Genomic DNA, 21053 nt, shown 5'->3' on the forward strand with positions numbered 1-21053 from the left:
TCGGTGTTATGCGTTAACCGCCCCAATGGTGTAGCTGGAGCCTCGTCCCGATGCGTCGCTTGTTGATATGGACCGGCCTGGCCGCCCTCGTCGGGCTGGTTATCGCCGGGGTCGCCTATTGGGCCTACTGGAACTTCTATTCGCGTTTCCAGCCGGTGGTGATCAGCCGCAATCAGGCCGAGATCCAGCAGCTTCTGGACGAGGCCTCCTGGGTGTCCGGCGGCGGCGGGGGACAGCCCCTCTATATCGTCGCCTACCGCGACAGCGCCTCGGCCCAGCGTTACGAGCACGAGGAGGCTGAAAAGCTTCGCGCCGCCGGTGTCGAGCCCAGGATCATCCTGTTCGCCCGCCCCGACCTCGAAGGCCTGGCCCAGTCCACGGCCGCCGAACGGGCGACCATCGCCGAACTGTGGCTGACCCGCGACTGGTCGCTGTATCAGCGCTGGACCGCGACGCCGGCGCGTCAGTGGACCGCCGCCGGGATCCCCCCGGCGGACGGCAATCTGGCCCGCGCCGCCGTGGTGGAGGCCAGCCGCCAGTTTAACACGCGCCTGACCGCCCTGCTCGAGGACGCCGGGGTGCAGATCACCTATCCGCTGATCCTCTGGCGCGACCGCGACGGCTTCCTGAAGGCCTGCGGCTGCGCCGACAGCCGGTCCTGGCCCTTTATCCGCGACGATCTGAACGCGCCCGAACGTGTGGGGCAGGCCGAGCCCGTCGACGCCCTGCCGGCGGCGGAAACCTATCCGGGCGACGGAACGCCGGCGGACGCGAACGCCCCCGCCGCCCTGCCCTATCCCGCCTTGCCGGGCATCCCGCCGGCGGACGGCCAGGCTCCCGAAGGCCCGGCGCCGGACGGCCAGAACCCCGGTGTGGCGCCATCGTCCAGTCCTGCGGGACAGAACCGATCCGCCGCGCCACGGGCCGCGCCCGTGGCCAAGAAGCAGGAAGACAGCACCTTCTTCTAGAGGCGCTGAATCCGGCGACAAGCGGTGATCAGCCGGTCCACGTCCTCGGCCTCCTGGTACAGGCCGAAGCCGAACCGGATGACGTCGTCGCGCACGTCGGTCACCACTCCATCCGCCAACAGGGCCGTGCGCCAGGCCTGGGCCTCCTCGTGGCGCAGGGCCAGAAAGCGCGCGCGGGGACCGTCGCCCGCGACAGGATTGAGGATCTCGGCCTCGTCGAACACCCCCGCGTCACCCGCCCGAACCGCATCCTGAAACCGAACCGCCAGCGCCCGACCGTGATCGGCGACATCGGCGGTCGTCAGTCCGGCCCCGGTCAACATCCCGCGCACCGCGTTGAAGCGGTAGAGGGCCGAACTGTCGAAGGTCGCCCCCCAGAACCGGCCGCCGTCCGACCGGTACTGGACCCCGCCCGGCGGACCTGACAGGTCCCCGAACTCGGCGAACCAGCCGGTGACCACGGGCCGGGGCGCGAAACCGGCGGGCGCGTGCAGGAAACAGACGCCCTCGCCCGCCATGGCGTATTTATAGCCCCCGGCGACATAGAAGATCCGGTCCGCGACCTTGGACAGGTCGGTCGGGGTCGCCATGAAGCCGTGATAGCCGTCGACCAGCACCCAAGGACCTTCCGGCCGGGCCAGGGCCGCCAGATCCTCCATCCGGTCGAACAGGCCGCCGGTGCGGAAGAAGACCTGACTGACTACGATCCAGTCGTGCCCGCCCGCCTTCGCCGCCGCCACGAACCGTTCGGCGAAGGTCTCGAACGGCGCCAGGGGCACGCGCGTGACCACCGCCTCGCCCGCCTCCTCCCAGCGATCGGCCTGACGCCGGAACGAATGGAATTCGCCGTCGGTCGACAGGATGCGCACCGGCCGGGTCTCGAAGGCCGAAAATACCCGCAGCAGCAGGTCATGGGTGTTGGGCGCGAACACCAGGCTGTCGGACGAGGACAGTCCGAGCTCCGCCGCAACCTCGGCCTGCGCGCGCGGGATGACCTCGCCGAAGATCAGATCCCACTTTCGATCGGCGTGCTGATTGGCGTCGATCCAGGCCTGCTGCTGGGCCTCGAAACTGGCGTCGGGCCACAGGTGATGGCTGTGGGCGGCGAAATGCAGACGCTCGGGCGACAGGGCCAGGGCGCGCGAAAAGAGGGGCTTGAACGACATGGGCGCACCATGACGGCTTCGGGCCCGCCAGTCGATATCAGCGCCCCTTGCGCAGCCCCAGCATTCCCAGCCAGCCGCCGCTGGTCAGCAGCGCGACGTCCAGCAGGGCCAGGGGCAGAGGCGTGGAGACCGGGGCGGCGATGAAGCGGGCCTTCCAGTCCGGGGCGAATTTAGCCTTGTAGCTTCGCAGGCCCTGGAAGCCGTACAGGGCGCCGCCCTCCTCGAACACCAGGGCGCCGACGCGGGCGAAGACGGGGGCCACGCGCCGATCCTCCAGTCCGGCCAGAGGCGCCATGCCCAGGTCGAAGGCGGCGATTCCCTCGGCCTTGGCCCACTGAACGCAGCGAGTGAACAGATAGTCCATCACCCCGTGCGGCGCGTCGGGGGTGTAGCGCATCAGGTCCACGGCCGCTTCGCCCGGCGTGACCAGAAGATTGGCGAAGGCCACGATCCGCTCGCCCTCGCGCACCAGGGCCAGGGGCGTCAGGTTCAGATAGTCGATGTCGAACCGGCCAAGAGAAAAAGCCTTTTCCGAGCCGTTGTGCATCGCCAGCCAGGCGTCGGAAATCGCCTTCAATTCCGGCTCCAGCGTAATGGCTGCGCCAGGCGGCAGGACCTCGAAGCGGGCGCCTTCGCGCTCGGCCCGATTGAGGGCGGTGCGCAGGTTTTGCTTGCCCTTGCCTTCGGTGGTGAAGGCCTCTGTGCGGATAACCGCCGTCTCGCCGACCTTGCGCATGGCCAGGCCCATGGTCGCCAATTCGCTGAGGATGTGGTCCCCCACCGAATAGAAGACCGCCGAGCCGCCATAGCTGTCGGCCATTTCGGCGAAGGCCCACAACAGTTCCTGACGTTCCTCCGGTGATCCGGCCGGTTCGCCCATGGCGATCCAGCGCCGGCCCCGCACCCTATAGGCCAGGAAGCTGCGGCCGGACGGGCTGAACAACAGCGCCTTGTCGCCCAGCATGGCCAGCCAGGCTTCCGGGGTCGCATGTTCGGCGGCCTCCAGCGCGATGCGCGCGCGCTCGACCTCTTCTGGCGCGGCGGGGCCATGGCTGTCGGCGCCGGGCGAGCTCAGCAGCGACCGCCCCGCCACCAGCAGGGTCAGCAGCGACAGGACCAGACCCGCCCGCAGGAAGCCCGAGGCCTGGCGGTCCACCAGGAACCGCCACCACAGCTCGTCCGAATAGGCCACGTCCCGATAGGCGAAGAAGCCCAACCACAGCATGGACGCCACCACGGCGATCAGCAGCAGCAGCCACCCCGGCCGCAGCGGCTCGCTGAGACGTGAACGCCGATCAAAGGCCGTGCGGCACGGCGCCAGCAGGGCGGCGACGACGATCAGGTCGATCGACTCCTCCCAGTCCAGCCCCTTCAGCAGCGAGAAGACGGCGCCGACCGCCAGGACCGCCAGGGCGGCCCAATAGGCGCCGCGCCGCCGGCGCCACAGCCCCGCCGACAGCAGCATCAGCACGAATCCGGCGATGCTGGCGACGAAGTGCGACAGGTCGATCAGGATCGGCGAGACCACGCCCGTCAGCTGGCGTAGTCGGCCGTCGAACTCGGGCGTCACCGCCGAGATCAGCATCAGGGCGCCCGCGCCGAAGGCCAGCACCGCGAAAATCTGCGGCGTCAGCTCATAGGCGAGACCCAGCAACCTGCGCAGCAGGCCGGGGACATAGGCGTTCCGGCGATTCAAGCGACCTCCTGCCGATTCGGCGCGACATGCATCCTAAACCAGGAATCGTCCAATCGAGGCAGGTCGGAGGTCATTTAGGGGCAGGTGAAACAATCGGTAACAGGGCGGGTTCTGTCGTTGCGGGCGTCGGGCCCGTGCAACACGGGACAGTCCCATGAGCTTCAAGACCGCCATTCTGGCCAGCGCCGCCGCCTTCCTGATCGCCTCTCCCGCCCTGGCGCAAGACGCCGCGACGACAACGCCGGCGGACCAAGACCCGGCCGCCGCAACCGCCGCCCCGCAGAGCCTTTCGTTGAATCCCGGCACGGCGGTCCACGGTCCTGACGGCGAACTGGGCAAGCTTGAAGGCGTTCAGAATAATGAATCGGGCGCGCAGGAGCTGACCGTGCGCGGCGCCGACGGACAGTTGCGCGCCGTGCCGCTGAACGGCATCCGCCAGGACGGCGCCCATGTCGTCGTGGCCTACACCAAGGCCGAGTATGACGCCGCCGCTCCGATCCCGGGCGCTCCGCCCGCCATGGAGTCCGCTCCGGCCCCTGCTGCGGTGTCCGATCCCGCCGCCGATCCCGCGACGCCGCCCCCGACCGAGCCGGTCGATCCGTCGGGCAGCAGCGATCCGATGGCCCCGCCGACCGGCGACCAACCGCAACGATGATCGCCTGAGTTTCTCCCCGCTGACGCTGCACCTCGAAGCGGTCGCCTCGGCCGCCTATTCAAACAAGGAGGACTGACCATGAAAACCCTCGCATCCCTCGCCGGCCTCACGGCCGCAGCCGCTCTCGCCCTGCCGGCCTCGGCCCAGGTTCTGGGCGGCGATATCTCCGGCCAGGCCGGCGTCTCCACGCCGCCGATCGGCGGGGTGACCGGCACGGTCGCCGGCGCCGCGCGCGGCGCCGGCGACCTGACCCGCGACACCGTCCGAAACACGCGCGACGTAGTTCAGGACGCCACGTCTGTCGGCGCGAACGCCCAGACCGACACCCATGTCGATCACGACTCCGCCACCGCCGATGTCTCGGTCGGCGCCGCGGTGCGCGCTTCGGACGGCGACTTGCTGGGTCAGGTCGTGGGCCTGAGCCGCGACACGGCGGGCCGTACCCAGGGCTATCTCGTCCGCACGATCGACGGGGCCACCCGCCTGCTGCCGGCCGGCGCCGCCTCCGTGCAGGGCGGCGTCGTCATCGGCGCGCAAGGCGATTTGCAGCCCGCGCCTCGCGATCAATAGACCGATCGCGGCGAATGCAAAAAAGGGCGGCTCTCGCGAGCCGCCCTTTTCCATTTCTGTGCTTCTAGTTGATCAAGCGCGACGCTTGACCAGCCCCAGCAGGAACAGAAGAATGATGGCGCCGATGGTGGCGACGATGGTCGAACCGATCCAACCGCCCCAGGCGAAGCCCAGCGCATTGGCGATGAAGCCGCCGATCAGGGCGCCGATCACGCCGACGATGAGATTGGTGATCAGGCCGTGGTTACGACCCATGATCTGTTCCGCGAGCCAGCCCGCGACGATGCCGATGATGATCCAGGCGATAATGCCCATGGTATTCCCTTCCTGTATAAGCCTAGCTGCGGACTAAATGCGCCCGGCCTCATTGGGTTGCGGCCGGAGCGTATCCCGCGTTCGAAGAACCCCGGAACTCCCCTGACGCGCGACCTGCGGCACGCGGATTGCGACGTGGCAGGCGAACCGTCCCGCGTCGGGACAGGTCGCAAGATGAGGAACTGGGGGCCATGGCCACCGACATCGATCTCCACCTGGGCCGCCGCCTGCGTCGTCGCCGTCGCCTGCTGGGTCTGACCCAGCAGCAGTTGGCCGTTCAGGTCGGCATCCGCTTCCAGCAGATCCAGAAATACGAATGCGGCGCCAACCGCATCTCGGCCGCCCGCCTGTGGCAGCTGGCCGAGGCCCTGGAAACGCCCGTCAGCTATTTCTACGACGGCGTGAACGAGGCGCTGGAACGCAAGGACGCGGCCCCGGCTAGCGGCGAAATGTTCTCGCGCAAGGAAACCCTGGATCTGATCCAGGCCTATTACCAGCTCGGTGAACGGCCGCGGCGGCGACTGCTGGACCTGGCCAAGTCCCTGCACGACGCCAACGACGTCGCGGCCTGAGCCTCGGGTCATGCGCGGGGTTCTCGCGGCGCGGTGATCCGCGCTAAGAGCCGTGCATGACTGAATTCGAATCCTTCGCCGTGGAACTGGCGCGCGAGGCTGCGCGCGTCACCCTTCCCTTCTTCCGCTCGGATCTCAGGCATGAGGACAAGGGCGGAGCGGCGGGCTTTGATCCCGTCACCGAGGCCGACCGCCAGGCCGAGGCCGCGATCCGTCGTCTGATCGCCGCCCGCTATCCCGATCACGGCGTGATCGGCGAGGAATATGGCGAGGACCGGCCGGACGCCGAACACGTCTGGGTGCTGGACCCCATCGACGGCACCCGCGCCTTCATCTCCGGCCTGCCGCTGTGGACCACCCTGATCGCCCTGCGCGCGGAAGGCCGACCGAGCGTCGGCGTCATCGCCCAACCCTATCTGGACGAGATCTTCCTCGGCGGTCCGAACGGCGCCCGCCTGCTGCGCGGCGAGACCGAGACGCCCCTGGCCGTCCGGGCGTGCGCGCATCTGACCGACGCCGTCATCTCGACCACGGACCCCGACATCTTCAACGGTGCCGAACGGGGCGCCTGGACCCAGGTGCGCGCCGCCGCCCGCCTGGCCCGTCTGGGCTGCGACGCCTACGCCTACGCCATGGTCGCGGCCGGCAAGATGGATCTGGTCGCGGAGGCCAGCCTGAAGTCCTGGGACTGGTCCGCCCTGGTTCCCGTGATCGAGGCCGCCGGAGGCCAGGTCGTCAACTGGCGCGGCGACACGCCGGACGACAGCGGCCAGATCCTCGCCGTTGGCGACCCTCGCCTGATCGACCAGGCTCTGGTGACGTTGAAGCGCGCGGCGGGGTAGCGGACTAGGCGACGAAAGCGGTCATCTTCCGCCACCCTCACGCCACCGACGGCGTCTCCTGCGTCACGTCGTTGGTCTGGGCGGAGGGGTCGGGGATGGCGGACAGGTCCTGGATCGGGGAGACATAGTCGGCCATGGCGTCGAACTCGTCCAGGAAGACGGCGCGCATGTCGTCGGCCTCCATGATCACCTCGTGCTTGGCGCCGGGAACCTCGACATAGCGGCCGCGGCCCAGGCGTTTGGCGGCCCAGCGGCAGGTCTGTTTCCACACCACGTCGTCATTGTCGGCCTGGACGATGGAGACCGGAATACGCACGGTTTTCAGCGCCTTGGGCTTCAGCGCCCGTTCACCGGCGTCGAGCGCGAAGGCCAGCCAGCCGTAGGTGGGGCCGCCGACGGCCAGGTGGGGGCAGGCGTACAGTTGCTGGCGCCACATCTCGTAACGGGTCTCGTCCGAGGTCAGGGCGTCCTCGGCGAACGTATGGTCGAACGGATCGTCGGGGTCGCCCAGGATATAGTCGCCGGCATGGCCGTGGCGGATGTTCCAGCGCACCGCCAGTTTGACCGACCACATCGACCGTTTGCCGGTCTTGATGCGCAGCATGGGGCTGGACAGGAGGGCGCCGGAGAACCGGTCCTCGCCGGCCTCAAGCGTCAGCAGGTTCAGGCAGGCGCCCATCGAATGGCCGACCATGATCCACGGCTTGGGGCAGCGGTCCTCGAAGGCGTCCAGCAGGCGGCCGTAGTCGTCCAGGAATTCCTCGACCGCGCGAGCATGGCCCTTCAGCCGGTCGGGCAGCAGGCGGGCGGACAGGCCCTGGCCGCGCCAGTCGTGGGCCAGGACGCACCAGCCGCGCGCCAGGAAATTGCCGATGACCTCGAAATATTTCTCGATCGGCTCGGTGCGGCCGGGGCTGAGCACCACGGTGCCGCGCGGCTTTTCGGCGGTCAGGTGCGACGGGGTCCAGACGGCGGCGCGCAGGCGCATGCCGCCGGCGCCGCGATACCAGTCGCCCTTGCCGCCCGGCGGCGAGGACGCGCCCGGAACCCCCATCAGGGGCGCATTGGCGGCGAAGGCTTGGGCGCGGTTCACTCGGGCTTCCTGAACTTCAAGGTCATGCGATCGCTCTCGCCGATCTCATCGAACTTTGATCGGTCGAATGCGGGGTCGGCGGGCTCGCCCCTGGGTGCGGTCAGGCGCATCGGCGGCAGGGTGTCGACCCCGAACGGATGGTCCTTGGTGTCCTTCTCGTTGGCGTTGACCTCGGAGGCGGCGACGAAGACGAAGCCGGCCTCGGCCGCCAGCTGGCGCACGAAGGCCTCCTGGACATATCCGTTGGCCGCCACCGGATCCTGGTCCTCTTCGGGCGCCAGACGGTGCTGTTCGATGCCCAGGACCCCGCCGGGTTTCAAGGCGGCGAAGGCGTCGGAAAAGGCTTTCTCGGCGATCCCGGCGGCCATCCAGCCGTGCAGGGTGCGCATGAACAGACACAGGTCCGCCGTGCCCGCCGGCGTCACGGGGCCGGAGGCGGCGCCGAAGGTGGTGAACTGGGGCTCGCCGTACAGTCGCTTGTCGGCGCTGAACCGGGTCTGGAAGGCGGCGTTCAGGGCGGCCTGGGCCGGGTCGGCCATCGGGCCTTCCGGGAACACGGCGGCGACATAGACGCCCTTGCCCCGCGCCAGATAGGGCGCAAGGATTTCCGTGTACCAACCGCTGCCGGGCCAGAACTCGACCACCGTCATCGCCGGTTGCAGGCCGAAGAAGCGCAGGGTCTCCATTGGATGGCGGAAGGCGTCGCGCCCTCGATCCTGTGCGCGCCAAGGGCCGGCGACGGCCCATTCCAGAGAGCCCTCGGGCGGGCCGGCCGGCGCGGGCGGGGCTTCGGACGCGGCGTCTTTCTTGCGATCGCAGGCGGTCAGGCCGGCCGCGAGCCCCGTGAGAGCCAGCGCGGTCGCGCCGGACAGCAGGGATCGGCGGGACGGGCCGCTGGAAATCGCAGAAAGATCAACCATCAAAACACCCCCTCGGAACGCCGGGCCCCACGTCCGGCAGACCTTGGTGAAACGGGCATAAGCAGGTTCGTCGCGCGGGTCAAAACCGGACTATTCGGGCTTGCGGAAACGCAGGGTCATGCGGTCGCTCTCGCCGACGGCGTCGAAGGCCGCGCGCTGTTCGGCCGTAAGGGCGCCGCTTCCGTCCCGGGCCTGCGACTGACGGACCGGCGGCAAGGTCCAGACGCCGAACGGATGATCGTGATCGTCCTTGGGATTGGCGTTCAGCTCGCTGCGCGCCTCCAGCACGAAACCCGCGTCCCGGGCGGCGTGGATGACATAGCTTTCGGGCACATAGCCGGTCGAGGCGACGTCGGCGACGTTCAGTCCCTCGGCGCTGCGATGTTGTTCGACGGCCAGGATTCCGCCCGGCTTAAGCGCCGCGTAGAAGGCCTTCAGATAGGGTTCGGTCCGGCCGTCGCGCGACCAGTTGTGGAAGGCGCGGGCCACCAGGATGAAGTCGGCCGAGCCCGGCTCGACGCCCATGCTCTCCAGCGGACGATTGACGCCGACATAGCGGCCGCCGGTCGCCGCCGCATAGGGTTCGAGGATATGGCGCCACCAGCTGGCGCCGCCCGGTTCGATCTCGACGATCGTCATGCCCGGCGTCAGGCCCCAGAAGGTCAGGGCTTCATAGGGATGACGGGCGGCGTCACGGGCGCGGTCGGCGGCGGGGCGGCTGTCGGCGGCGATGGCGGCCTGAAGCGCCGTATCCTCGGCGAGGGTCGGCATGGCGCTGGACAGGGCCGAGCGCGGCGGCGTCCAGGCGCCTTCGGTCTGGCTTTGGGCCATTACGGCGGTCGGCGCGACCAGAGCGGCGACGGGGATGAGGCTCGAAATCACGGCGGCGAGGCGGAGGGCGGTCAGACGCATGAGGGAGTTTCCTTGATCCGGTTCGATCTTCCTTAAGGAGCATGACGTCCCACGCAAATGACGATCCTGAGACACAGACGATTCGTCGCGCGGCGACGCCCCTTGACGCCCGTTCGCCGCATCCCATCTCAGTGTCCGAGAGCGCCGGTCACGGGCTCTCCAGACCGACGGCGCCGATTCCGGGTCGCCGGCCTGAACTCCAACCGTCCGGGCAAACCGCCGGGCGGCTCAACCTTGCTGATCCTCAGGAGGATGCTGATGCGTACCTATGATTTTACACCCCTGTACCGTTCGGCCGTCGGCTTCGACCGTCTGGCCAATCTGCTGGAGACCGCCGCGCGGACCAGTCAGGACGGCGGCTATCCGCCCTATAATATCGAGACCACGGGCGAGAACGCCTATCGCATCGAGATCGCCGTCGCCGGCTTCACGCCCGACGAGCTGAACATCGAGGTGAAGGAAAACCTGCTGACCGTCACCGGCCGCAAGACCGCCAACGACGACGCCTCGGCGCAGAAGACCTATCTGCATCGTGGCCTGGCCGAGCGCGACTTCGAGCGCCGCTTCCAGCTGGCCGACTATGTGGTCGTGACCGATGCCGATCTGGTCAACGGCCTGCTGTCGATTTCGCTGAAGCGCGAACTGCCGGAGGCCCTGAAGCCCCGCCGGATCGAGATCGGCGCCGGCCAGCCGCTGATCGAAGGCAAGACGGACAAGGCCAAGGCGGCCTGAGCCGTCTTCAGGCGAAACTGGAAAGGGCGGCGTTCGCGCCGCCCTTTTTCTATGCGCCTATTGGGCGGCCAGATGCGAAAACGCGGCGACGACCTGTTCGTAGGCCGGCCGTTTGAACGGCACGATCAGCTCGCAGGCGTCCGACAGCGGTCCCCAGCGCCAGGCGTCGAACTCCACCTCGTCGTCGGCCGCCAGATCGATCTCGCTGTCTTCGCCGGTGAAACGGAAGGCGAACCACTGCTGCTTCTGGCCCACGAAGCCGCGCCAGGCCTTGGGGTTGTTCATCGCCTCGGGCGGGAAGTCGTACAGGATCCAGTCCTCGGTCCGGGCCAGAAATTCGACCGAGCTCACCCCCGTCTCCTCGCGCAACTCGCGCAGGGCCGCGGCCAGCAGATCCTCGCCCTCGTCCACGCCCCCTTGCGGAAATTGCCAGTTGTGCGGCCCCGGCGTGGCGTGACGCTGGCCGTACCAGACCAGGCCGTCGCGATTGAACAGCACGACCCCGACATTGGGGCGATACAGGGCGAGGTCGGTCATCGAGTGGCGAGTGGCGAGCGGCGAGTGGCGAGTTCGCTCGGCCCGATCCCGCCAGACCTTTCACTGCGGCGAAGGTGGACGTAATCGACAGGATGGACGCAGCCGCCACTCGCCACTTCTAACGGCCCGGCCGCAGGGTCATGGCCGAGGCCGGCGCCAGCTGCAGGCCGCGCTGTTCCAGGCCGGCGGTCCAGCGGGCGGCGGCCTCGACCGTCACCGGATAGGAGAAGCCGGTCCCCAGGGCCGAGCCGCGCAGCTTGGCCTGGGCCTCAAGGCTGTTCAGGGCGGCGATGATGGCGGCGGGCGACTGGGTCTGGTCGATGACCTTGTCGGCGCTGGCGCGGGCCCAGGCGCCGGGTCGACGCTGGAACGAGCCGTCGTCCACGAAGGCGATCCCGCGCTGACGCAGGGCCGACAGGAAGGCGTTCATCCCCGCGTCGGAGGTCGCGAACCGGTCGCCCAGATAGTTGGTGACGCCGAAATAGCCGGTCGCCCGGCCCAGCAGCCAGTCCATCTTGGCCTGGACGTCATCGGGACCGCCGCTGGCCAGAAGGGTGTAGGGGCCGGGGTCGTTGTCCGGATAGCCGGACGGCTCCATCGGCATTTCCAGCATGACCTCATGGCCCTGGGCGCGGGCCTGGTCGATCCAGGACTGGAGATTGTCGGCATAGGGCACGAAGCTCAGCGTCACCTCGGCCGGCAGGCGCTCGATGGCCGCGCGGGTGGTGGTTGCGTTCAGGCCCAGACCGCCGACGATCAGGGCCACGCGCGGCTTGCCGTTCGAACGGAACGGGCGGGCGTAGGCCTGGGCCGGGACCCGGCCGTCCGGCGCGATGATCGGCAGGGGACCGCTGGGGCCGGGCTGCGACAGACCGGCGAGCGGCGCCTTGGCCAGGGGCGAGGCGGCGTGGACCGGCGCGCTATAGCTGGCGCCCCCCGCGACCGTGGCGCCGTCCGGCAGGGTGATCACGGCCTCCCCGCCTTCCGCGCCCGACGGTTCGCCGGTCCCGGTCAGATCCTGATACAGGCCCATGGCCCCCATGGAGAAGGCTTCGAACCCCGTCGGCGCTGGCGGAGGCGCCGCCTCTTCGCGATGCAGGGCGACGCGAGCCGAGGGCGTGCCGGCGCGGGGATCGCCCAGAACGGTCAGGAACAGGGCGGTCGTGGACAACAGAAACAGACCGGCGAGACCCGCGATCACCGGCGGCTTCTTCAGCACGGCGACGACGGGCTTCAGGCTCGGCTTTCCACGCGCGGCGGGCGGGGAACCGGCGGCGGCGGCGAGGGCGGACTGGCGTTTGGCGAACATGGACACTGGGCGGAATCCTTCACCGCCATCCTCGCATCCGGCCGGTTAAGAAAGCCTAACGGCCGTTCACCATGAAGAGAGCCGGTGGTCCTTGTCACGGATCGTGCGTTGACGCGCATGGCGGGCCGCTTTCAGATGCCGATCTCCCCCGCTCGCTCAGGATGCGCTCATGATGACCCCCGCCGCCGACGACGCCCTGCGTGAAGAAGTCCGACTGCTGGGCGGCATTCTCGGCGAGGTCATTCGCGACGAGGGCGGCGAGGCCCTGTTCGACCATGTCGAGGCGGTGCGTCAGGCCTCTATCGCCTACCACCGCGACCCGGCCTCCCATCCGGCCAAGCGTCTGGAAAAGCTGCTGGCCGCCATGTCGGTCGATCAGGCCGCGGGTCTGGCCCACGGCTTCGCCCTGTTTTCGCTGCTGGCCAATATCGCCGAGGATCGCGCCACCCGTCGTCGCGCCCAGGATCAGGTCGAGGCGGGGGCCCGCGCCGACACGCCCGAGGGCGCCCTGCAACGGCTGGCCGAGCAGAAGATCGACAAGACCGCTGTCCGCGCGCTGCTGGACGAGGCCCTGGTGTCGCCTGTCCTGACCGCCCACCCGTCCGAGGTGCGGCGCAAGAGTGTGATCGACCGGATCGCCGCCATTTCCGACATGCTGGACGCCTGCGACAAGGCCGGCGACGCCTGTTCCCCCGCCCTGATCAATGCGCCTCTGCGCCGTCAGATCGTCATCCTGTGGGCCACCCGCCTGGTCCGCACCCAGGGTCTGGTGGTGCAGGACGAGATCGACACCGTCGTCTCCTTCCTCGACCGCATCTTCCTGCATGTCGCGCCGGAACAGCTTTCGGCCTGGCGTCGCCTGCTCGATGCGCCGGATCTTCAGCCCTTCATGCGGGTCGGCACCTGGGTCGGCGGCGACCGCGACGGCAATCCGAATGTGGACGGAACCGTCCTGGCCGCCGCCTTCCGCACTCAATCGCGCGCCGTGCTCGGCTTCTATCTGGAAGAGGTCCATGCCCTGGGCGCCGAGCTCAGCCTGGCCGCCGAACTGGCCGAGGTCTCGCCTGAACTGGCCGACCTGGCCGATGCGGCCCACGACCCGTCGCCCCAGCGCGCCGACGAGCCCTATCGCCGCGCCCTGACCGGAATCTATGCGCGTCTCGCCGCCACCTACGAGGCTCGGGGCGGAACGCCTCCGCCGCGTCGGGCCGCCGTCGCGGCCGAAGCCTATCCCGGCCCGGACGCTTTCGAGGCGGATCTGAAGATCCTGCGTGACAGTCTGGTGTCGCATCACGGCGGCGTATTCGCCGACGACCGGCTGGGCGACCTGGTCACGGCGGTCGAGATCTTCGGCTTCCACATGGCCACACTGGACCTGCGCCAGAACTCCGATGTCCATGAACGTGTGGTCGGCGACCTGCTGAAAGTCGCCGACGTCTGCCCCGACTACAGCGGTCTGGACGAGGAGGGCCGGCTGGCCGTCCTCGCCGCCGAACTGGCCTCGCCCCGCCTGTTGTTCAGCCCTTACGCCGACTACGCCGCCGAGACCCTGAAGGAGCGCGGCATTCTCCAGGCGGCGGCCGCCGCCCTGGCCGCCTTCGGGCCTCAGGCCATCCGCACCCATATCGTGTCCAAGACCGACGCGGCCTCGGACCTGCTGGAAGTCTATCTGCTGCTCAAGGAGGTCGGTCTCTATCGCCCCGAGGAGCCTGGCGCCTGTCCGATCCAGGCGGCGCCGCTATTCGAGACCATCGAAGACCTTCGCGCCTCGCGCCCCACCCTGGAGCGGCTGCTGAAGGAACCGTCCGCCCTCGCCGTCGCCAAGACCCGAGGCGTGCAGGAAGTGATGATCGGCTATTCGGACTCCAACAAGGACGGCTCCTATCTGACGTCCGGCTGGGAGTTGCACGAGGCCTCGCGCGCCCTGGTCGAGGTGACCCAGGCCGCCGGGTTGAAGCTGCAACTGTTCCACGGGCGCGGCGGCACGGTCGGTCGCGGCGGCGGCTCGTCCTTCGCCGGGGTGCTGGCCCAGCCGGAGGGCACGGTCCAGGGCCGGATACGCACCACAGAACAGGGCGAGGTCATCGCCAACAAATACGGCGAGCCGGAAATCGCCCTGCGCAATCTGGACGCCCTGACCTGCGGCGCCGTCCTGGCCTCGCTCGGCAAGGGCAAGGACCATGTCTTCACGGCCGACCACGGCGCCACCCTGTCGGACCTGTCGGCCCGGTCGATGGCCGCTTATCGCAAGCTGGTCTACGAGACCGACGGCTTCGTCGACTATTACCGCGCCGCCACCCCCATCGCTGAGATCGCCGATCTGAAGATCGGCTCGCGCCCGTCTTCACGCACGGCTTCGACCCGGATCGAGGATTTGCGCGCCATTCCCTGGGTGTTCAGCTGGTCCCAGAGCCGAGTGATGCTGCCCGGCTGGTTCGGCTTCGGCTCGGCGGTCCAGGGCCATGACATGGGCGAGCTGAAGGCGATGGCCGAGGCCTGGCCCTTCTTCCGCACCCTGGTCCAGAACATGGAGATGGTCATGGCCAAGTCGGACATGACCATCGCCCGCCGCTACGCCACCCTGGTGCCCGACCCTTCGCTGGCGGCGCGCATCTATGGCGAGATCCGCGACGAGTGGCAGAGGACCCATGACGCCGTCCTGGCCATTACCGGCCATGACAAGCTGCTTGGGGGGCAGCCCGAACTGGACCGGCTGATCCGGCTGCGGATGCCCTATGTCGAGCCGCTGAACCACGTCCAGATCGAACTGATCCGCCGCCGTCGCGCCGGCGACGAGGATCCCCGCGTTCGCGAAGGCATATTGCTGGCGATCAACGGGGTCGCGGCGGGCCTGCGCAACAGCGGCTGATTTGCGGCACAACCCTAACGACGATTTAACCCGCTTGTCGTGGATCGGCGGTCGAACCCTCATTGAGCTGTTACACAACACGCGTATTGCGCCTTCGTCGCCGTCTCGAGCGATTATTTTTCTCTTAGGAGCAAAGCGATGAAGGTTCTGTCCCCCGTTCTCTTCGCCGTCGCCGTCCTGTCCGCGTCCTCCGCCCTGGCCCAGAACAACGACGCCCGGATCGCCATCGGCGACCTGGACCTGTCGTCCGCCGCCGGCGCCGCCGCCTTCGACAACCGTGTCGATCAGGCCGCCCACCAGATCTGCCGCAACTTCACCGTCACCGGAAGCCGGATCGTCAACCGCGAATCCTGCCGCGCCGCCGTCCGCGCCGAGGCCATGCGCCAACTGCCGACCCAGCGTCAGGTCGAATACGCCCGCGCCCCGCGCGGCGCCCGTCAGGTCGCCCAGGTCGTCGGCCTGTTCGCCAACAGCTGATCCTGCAACAGGCGAAGGGCGCTCGCCCTTCGCCTGTCTACAGCCACTTCGTCCGCTTGAACGTGACGTAGAGGCCCGCGCAGACGACCGCGATCAACGCCATCACATAGGCGTAGCCGTAGCGCCAATGCAGCTCCGGCATGAAGTCGAAATTCATCCCATAGATGCCGGCGATCGCCGTCGGCACGGCCAGCAGCGCCGCCCAGGACGCCAGTTTTCGGGTGATGACGCCCTGCCGCTGCTGTTCCAGCAGATTGGCGACCTCGAAGACCGAGGACAGGATTTCCGTCAGTCCGTTCAACCGGCTGTTCACCCGTCGCACATGGTCGCCGATGTCGCGGAAATAGGGACGGACTTCGGGATCGATACAAGGCAGGTCCAGCGACTGCAGCCGCCCCGCCGCCTCCTCCATCGGCCCCAGGATGCGACGAAACTTCAGCAGTTCGCGACGCAGCGTGAACAGGCGCCGGATTTCGACACGGGACAAGAAGGCGTCCAGGGCCCGCTGTTCCATCTCCAGAACGGCGTCCTCGGACTTGTCCACGATCGGGCCATAGGCGTCGACGATGAAGTCCAGCACCCCGTGCAGGACAAAATCGGGACCGGCCCGCAGTTGCTCAGGCGATGCCTCCAACTGGGCGCGCAGGGCCGTATGTGATCGGCCCGAGCCGTGGCGGATGGTGATGACATGGTCGTCGCCGACGAAGACATGGGTCTCGCCGTATTCGATCCGATCATCGACCTTCTCGGCCGTACGGGCCACGACGAACAGTTCGTGACCATAGACCTCGACCTTGGGCATCTGGTGCGCCGACAGGGCGTCCTCGACCGCCAACGGGTGCAGATGAAACCGCTCCACCAGAATGTCGAACTCGGCGTCCGTCGGGTCGTGCAGGCCGATCCAGACGAACTCTTCCCTCCCCAGTTTCAGTCCCGCCTCGGTCAGGGGCGCCGCCCGAAGACGATGACCGCCCGAATAGACGTAGGAGGCGACGACAGGCATGGGGCGCTTTCTTATCGGATCTGAACCAGACTTAGGCCAGGTCGCACCCAAACGAAACGGCCGGCGGATCGCTCCGCCGGCCGTCGTAGTCACGCTCCTAAGCGGTTGCCTCAGGAAACGGGGAAGCCCCGCACCTTCAGCAGGGCCGCCACGTCGGGATCACGGCCGCGGAAGGCGCGATAGGCGTCCGCGCGGTCCGTGGTGTTGCCGGGCGCCAGCATGATGGACCGGAAGCGGCCGGCGATGTCCGGATTGAAGACGTCGCCCGAGTCCTCGAAATAGGCCCAGGTGTCGGCGTCCATCGTCTCGGACCACAGATAGCTGTAATAGCCGGCCGAATAGGCGTCCGAGGTGAACAGGTGATTGAACTGCGGCAGGCGGTGCCGCATCACGATCTCTTCGGGCATGCCGATCCGCGCCAGGCTGGCCTTCTCGAATGCGTCGATGTCGGTCGGGGGCACGGCCTGGGTGTGCAGGTCCATGTCGACGATGGCCGAGGACAGATAGCTGACCGTCGCATAGCCCTGGTTGAAGGTGGACGAGGCCTGGATCTTGTCGACCAGGGACTGGGGCATGGCCTCGCCGGTCTGATAGTGTTTCAGATAGCCGTCCAGGATCGGCCGGCTCAGCACCCAATGCTCGTGCACCTGCGACGGATATTCGACGAAGTCGCGCGGCGTATTGCCGAACGACGGATAGGTCACCACCGACGACAGATAGTGCAGGGCGTGGCCGAACTCGTGGAACAGGGTCTCGGCGTCGTCCAGCGAGATCAGCACCGGCTCGCCGGGCTCGGGCTTGGTGAAGTTGTTGTTGTTCGAGGCCAGGATCACCTTCGAACCGTCCAGGGTCGAGAAGGAGCGGTAGGTGGTCATCCAGGCGCCCGAGCGCTTGCCCGGCCGGGCGTAGTCGTCGGTGTAATAGATGCCGATCAGGCGACCGTCCCGGGTCTTGTCGTAGACCTCATAGACCTCGACGTCCGGCTCGAAGGTCGGAATCGTGCCCTTGGGCAGTTGCTTGAACTGGAACCCGTACAGACGCTCGGCCATGGCGAAGGATCCGGCGCGCACCGCGTTCAGTTCGAAGTAGGGCTTCAGCTGGTTCTGATCGAGGTCGTACTTGGCCTTACGGACCTTCTCGGCGAAGTAGAGGTAATCCCACGGCTCGATGTCGAATCCGGCGATCGCCTTCATGTCAGCGACCTCCTCGGCGACGCGGGCCTTGGCCGGCGCCCAGACGCGATCCATCAGGGCTTGGGCGTTGGCCGGAGTCTTGGCCATGGTGTCCTGCATCCGCAGTTCGGCATGGTTGCGGTAGCCCAGCAGCTTGGCCCGCTGATCGCGCAGCTTCACGATCTCGGCGATGGTCGCATTGGTGTCGTTGGCGTCGCCGTTGTCGCCGCGATTGACGAACTTCTTCCAGACCTGCTCGCGCAGGGCGCGATCGTCGGCGAAGGTCAGGAAGGGGTCCACCGCCGAACGGGTGTTCAGAATGGCCCAGCCCTGCAGATTGCGGCTGCGCGCGGCCGAGGCGGCGGCCGCCTTGTTCGAGGCGGGCAGGCCCGCGACCCCGGCTTCGTTCGCGATCAGGGTCCAGCTGTTCTCGTCGGCCACCACCTTCTGGCCGAAGCGGGTGAAGGCGTTGGACAGGGCGGTGTTGATGCGGCCCAGCTCGGCCTTGCCGGCGGCGTCCAGATTGGCGCCCGAACGGACGAAGGCGTCGCGGCGACGTTCGGCCAGACGCTTCTGCTGGGCGTTCAGGCCCATGGCGTCGGCGTTGTCAGCGACGGTCTTGATGCGCTGGAACAGTTTCTCGTTGAAGGTGATCTCGTCCGAGGCGGCCGACAGCAGCGGCGACAGTTGGGTGTCGACGGCGTCATAGGCTTCGCCGCCGATGTTGGACGTCATGACGCCGTACAGGTTCGAGGCGCGGTCCAGCGGCTCGCCGGCCAGTTCCAGCGCCGCCATGGTGTTGGCGAAGGTCGGGGCTTCCGGATTATTGGCGATGGCGGCGATGTCGGCGCGCTGCAGCTCGATGCCTTCCAGCATGGCTTCGCGCAGCTTGGCCGGGGTCACCTTGTCGAACGGCGGAACGCCGTCATAGGCGCCCGTCCAGGGCTGAAGCAGTTCGGCCTTCGGGCTTGCGGCGGGCAGGACGGCGCGCGCGACGCGGGCTTCCTCGACCACGTCCATCGGCGCGGCGGCGACCGGTCCGGTCACGCCCGTCGAGGCGCAGGCCGAAAGGGCCATCAGGCTGCCGCCCGCGATGAGAAGCTGGCGTCTATGCATGGAATGCTCCGTGGGAAAATCATGTCGACCCCACACTTAGGCGCACCGGGCGGGATCGTCACCTGACGGAGCTGTAATCTTGTTGGATGCGTCGTCGCACTGTTCTAAAGCGCGGTCATGGCTATTGGCGTTTTCGACTCCGGCGTGGGCGGCCTGACCGTCCATCGCGAACTGACCCGGCGCTTTCCGCAGCGCGACTTCGTCTATCTGGCCGACCAGGCCCACGCCCCCTATGGCGGGCGCGGCGGCGAGGAGATCGTCGAACTGACCAAGGCGGGCTGCGAGAGGCTGTTCGAGGCGGGCGCCTCCGTCGTCGTCCTGGCCTGCAACACCGCCAGCGCCATCGCCCTGCGCCGGCTGCAGCAGACCTGGATCCCCGGTCTGCGCGAGCGGCTGGGACGCCCTGTCAATGTGCTGGGCATCATCGTCCCGACGATCGAGGCCGCCACCGGCCTGCCCTGGAGCTTCGAGGCGGATCGCGCCGCAGAAGGGGATAAAGTCGAGGCGATCGCTGTCACCGGCGTCTTCTGCACCGCCGCCACCGCTATCAGCCGCGTGTTCGAGATCGAGATCGACAAGCGCCGCGAGGACATCGCCGTCTTCTCCGAGCCCTGCCCCGGTCTGGCGGGTCTGATCGAGCTGGGCGCCCCGGCCGAAGAGCTGAAGGTGGTGGTGGACGACCACGTCGACGCCCTGCGTCGCCGCATCGGCCGTCATCCGGACAAGGCCATACTGGGCTGCACCCATTATGAGATCATCGCCGAACTGTTCGCCTCGGCCCTGCCGGCGGGCACCGTGCTGATCGAACAGCCGACAGCCGTGGCTGACGCCCTGGACCGGTATTTCGCCCGCCATCCCGAATATGCGCTGGGCGACAGCGGCCGTCGCGACTTCCTGACCACGGGTCAGGCCGGGCCCCAGTCGGAGCTTGTGGCCCGCTTCTGGGGCGCGCCGCTGACGTTCGACAGGGCGTGACCTGATGACCCGTCACCCTCGGGCTTGACCCGAGGGCCGGACCTTCCGCCCCTCCGCCTCGACTTCAGACGCACCGCCCGATCCGCATCTGGCCCTCGGGTCAAGCCCGAGGGTGACGGAGATCAGAAGCTCAACACCCCGGACAATCCGGCAGGGGCTCGCTTTCCAGCTGAACCGTCGTGTGGCTGATCGCATGGCGTTTCGCCACGGCCTGGGCTTCCATCAACAGGGCGTCCCCGTCCGACCGGTCGTGCACCAGATGGACGGTCAGGGCTGTCTCGGTCGTGGACAGGCCCCAGACGTGCAGGTCATGGACGGCGCGCACGCCCGGCAGGCTGGTCAGCGCCGCCTCCAGTCCCGCCATGTCCACGCCGCCCGGAGCCCCGTCCATCGCCAGATGAACCGAGTCCTTCAGCAGGCCCCAGGTGGACCACAGGATCACGACGACGATGACCAGGCTGACGATCGGGTCGATCAGGGACCAGCCGGTCAGCATGATCAAGCCTCCCGCCGCCACCACCCCCAGCGACACGCCCGCGTCGGCCATCATGTGAAGATAGGCGCCGCGCGCATTCAGATCGTGCTGGGACTTCATGAACAGCATGGCCGTGCCCAGATTTATGACGAAGCCGATGGCCGCCACTGTCATGATCACGCCCGACCCGACCGGCGCCGGCTCGGCGAAACGGCGCACGGCCTCGAAGGCGATGGCGCCGCAAGCGAAGATCAGCAGCAGGGCGTTGCCCAGAGCCGCCAACACCGTCGCCTTGCCGAAGCCGTAGGTGCGCCGGCCGGCCGCCGCCGCGCCATGACCGCCCCGCCGCGCCAGCCAGGCGGCGCCGCCCGCCATGGCCAGGCCCAGGACATCCGAAAGATTGTGCCCGGCGTCGGCCATAAGGGCGGTGGAATCTGCGATCAGACCGGCGCCGAACTCGCAGGCGACGAAGGCCAGATTGACCACCAGACCGACGGCGTACCGCCAGTCGCCGGTATCCACCGGTCCATGGGAATGACCGTGCCCGGGGTGATGACCGCCGTGCCCGCGACCGTGCCCGTGACCATGCCCATGATGGCCGTGGTTATGATCATGCGGATGATCATGGTCGGCGTGGTCATGTCCGTGCGAATGGCTCATGCTTCGCCTATACGCCATT

General features: G+C 68.1%; 21 protein-coding genes. 9 read left to right on the forward strand and 12 right to left on the reverse strand.

The features are described from left to right. Positions 1 to 50 precede the first annotated feature (50 nt). Positions 51 to 968: a hypothetical protein gene (locus H2037_RS12675; protein WP_292122548.1), complete on the forward strand. Its 918-nt coding sequence runs from the start codon at positions 51 to 53 to the stop codon at positions 966 to 968. Here H2037_RS12675 and H2037_RS12680 read toward each other — a convergent pair. Next, positions 965 to 2134, reverse strand: a complete 1170-nt coding sequence (locus H2037_RS12680) for a class V aminotransferase (protein ID WP_292122550.1) — start codon at positions 2132 to 2134, stop codon at positions 965 to 967. The two genes, H2037_RS12675 and H2037_RS12680, sit on opposite strands and share 4 nt — an antisense overlap. Positions 2135 to 2171: 37 nt before the next feature. Continuing rightward, complete coding sequence (locus tag H2037_RS12685; protein WP_292122553.1) at positions 2172 to 3830, reverse strand: GNAT family N-acetyltransferase; 1659 nt, start codon at positions 3828 to 3830, stop codon at positions 2172 to 2174. 154 nt (positions 3831 to 3984) lie between these two features. Here H2037_RS12685 and H2037_RS12690 point away from each other — a divergent pair, with 154 nt between their 5' ends. Next, a complete protein-coding gene (locus H2037_RS12690; protein ID WP_292122556.1) occupies positions 3985 to 4485 on the forward strand; it encodes a hypothetical protein in 501 nt (166 codons plus the stop codon). A 78-nt stretch (positions 4486 to 4563) separates the two neighbouring features. Next, positions 4564 to 5055, forward strand: coding sequence for a hypothetical protein (locus H2037_RS12695; RefSeq protein WP_292122557.1), 492 nt, complete (start codon positions 4564 to 4566; stop codon positions 5053 to 5055). Between the two features lie 72 nt (positions 5056 to 5127). Here H2037_RS12695 and H2037_RS12700 read toward each other — a convergent pair whose 3' ends face one another. Then, on the reverse strand, positions 5128 to 5370 hold the full coding sequence (locus H2037_RS12700) for a GlsB/YeaQ/YmgE family stress response membrane protein (protein ID WP_271165335.1): 243 nt from the start codon (positions 5368 to 5370) through the stop codon (positions 5128 to 5130). A gap of 182 nt (positions 5371 to 5552) precedes the next feature. On the opposite strand from H2037_RS12700, the gene H2037_RS12705 reads away from it, so the two are divergent. Then, a complete protein-coding gene (locus H2037_RS12705; RefSeq protein WP_292122666.1) occupies positions 5553 to 5942 on the forward strand; it encodes a helix-turn-helix transcriptional regulator in 390 nt (129 codons plus the stop codon). 56 nt (positions 5943 to 5998) lie between these two features. Then, on the forward strand, positions 5999 to 6784 hold the full coding sequence (gene hisN, locus H2037_RS12710; RefSeq protein WP_292122562.1) for a histidinol-phosphatase: 786 nt from the start codon (positions 5999 to 6001) through the stop codon (positions 6782 to 6784). A gap of 37 nt (positions 6785 to 6821) precedes the next feature. On the opposite strand, the gene H2037_RS12715 is transcribed toward hisN, so the two are convergent. From H2037_RS12715 to H2037_RS12725, 3 genes are all read right to left on the reverse strand, one after another. After that, a complete protein-coding gene (locus H2037_RS12715; protein ID WP_292122564.1) occupies positions 6822 to 7877 on the reverse strand; it encodes an alpha/beta hydrolase in 1056 nt (351 codons plus the stop codon). Next, positions 7874 to 8797, reverse strand: coding sequence for a methyltransferase (locus H2037_RS12720; protein WP_292122567.1), 924 nt, complete (start codon positions 8795 to 8797; stop codon positions 7874 to 7876). Before H2037_RS12720 ends, H2037_RS12715 begins: the two co-directional genes overlap by 4 nt. Before the next feature lie 90 nt (positions 8798 to 8887). Then, positions 8888 to 9709: a methyltransferase gene (locus tag H2037_RS12725; RefSeq protein WP_292122570.1), complete on the reverse strand. Its 822-nt coding sequence runs from the start codon at positions 9707 to 9709 to the stop codon at positions 8888 to 8890. A 258-nt stretch (positions 9710 to 9967) separates the two neighbouring features. Here H2037_RS12725 and H2037_RS12730 point away from each other — a divergent pair, with 258 nt between their 5' ends. Beyond that, positions 9968 to 10441, forward strand: a complete 474-nt coding sequence (locus tag H2037_RS12730; protein ID WP_292122573.1) for an Hsp20 family protein — start codon at positions 9968 to 9970, stop codon at positions 10439 to 10441. A 57-nt stretch (positions 10442 to 10498) separates the two neighbouring features. On the opposite strand, the gene H2037_RS12735 is transcribed toward H2037_RS12730, so the two are convergent. Next, positions 10499 to 10978: an RNA pyrophosphohydrolase gene (locus H2037_RS12735; protein WP_292122575.1), complete on the reverse strand. Its 480-nt coding sequence runs from the start codon at positions 10976 to 10978 to the stop codon at positions 10499 to 10501. 118 nt (positions 10979 to 11096) lie between these two features. Further along, positions 11097 to 12287 carry a divergent polysaccharide deacetylase family protein gene (locus H2037_RS12740; protein WP_292122578.1) on the reverse strand — a complete coding sequence of 397 codons (1191 nt, stop codon included), beginning with the start codon at positions 12285 to 12287 and terminating at the stop codon, positions 11097 to 11099. A gap of 169 nt (positions 12288 to 12456) precedes the next feature. Between H2037_RS12740 and ppc the strand changes: the two genes are divergently transcribed. Further along, entirely contained in the window at positions 12457 to 15156 is a 2700-nt protein-coding gene (gene ppc / locus H2037_RS12745) for a phosphoenolpyruvate carboxylase (protein ID WP_365833746.1), read from the forward strand. 138 nt (positions 15157 to 15294) lie between these two features. After that, the gene (locus tag H2037_RS12750) at positions 15295 to 15633 is read left to right on the forward strand and encodes a UrcA family protein (protein WP_292122582.1); all 339 of its coding nucleotides are present in this window, start codon (positions 15295 to 15297) and stop codon (positions 15631 to 15633) included. Between the two features lie 37 nt (positions 15634 to 15670). Here H2037_RS12750 and H2037_RS12755 read toward each other — a convergent pair whose 3' ends face one another. Both H2037_RS12755 and H2037_RS12760 read right to left on the reverse strand, forming a co-directional pair. Next, positions 15671 to 16636: a magnesium and cobalt transport protein CorA gene (locus tag H2037_RS12755; RefSeq protein WP_292122585.1), complete on the reverse strand. Its 966-nt coding sequence runs from the start codon at positions 16634 to 16636 to the stop codon at positions 15671 to 15673. Between the two features lie 110 nt (positions 16637 to 16746). Beyond that, positions 16747 to 18924 (reverse strand): M3 family metallopeptidase, encoded by a 2178-nt coding sequence (locus H2037_RS12760; RefSeq protein ID WP_292122588.1) that lies wholly within the window; start codon positions 18922 to 18924, stop codon positions 16747 to 16749. Positions 18925 to 19041: 117 nt separating this feature from the next. Here H2037_RS12760 and H2037_RS12765 point away from each other — a divergent pair, with 117 nt between their 5' ends. Then, positions 19042 to 19899 (forward strand): aspartate/glutamate racemase family protein, encoded by an 858-nt coding sequence (locus H2037_RS12765; protein ID WP_292122589.1) that lies wholly within the window; start codon positions 19042 to 19044, stop codon positions 19897 to 19899. Between the two features lie 130 nt (positions 19900 to 20029). Here the strand turns inward: H2037_RS12765 and H2037_RS12770 are convergent, their stop codons facing one another. Then, positions 20030 to 20896, reverse strand: a complete 867-nt coding sequence (locus H2037_RS12770) for a cation diffusion facilitator family transporter (protein ID WP_292122591.1) — start codon at positions 20894 to 20896, stop codon at positions 20030 to 20032. Further along, positions 20815 to 21015, reverse strand: coding sequence for a hypothetical protein (locus tag H2037_RS12775; RefSeq protein ID WP_292122593.1), 201 nt, complete (start codon positions 21013 to 21015; stop codon positions 20815 to 20817). The genes H2037_RS12770 and H2037_RS12775 overlap by 82 nt, the downstream gene beginning before the upstream one ends. Positions 21016 to 21053 lie beyond the last annotated feature (38 nt).

The organism is Brevundimonas sp. (genome assembly GCF_013912065.1).
In the GTDB taxonomy this organism is placed as follows: Bacteria; Pseudomonadota; Alphaproteobacteria; order Caulobacterales; family Caulobacteraceae; genus Brevundimonas.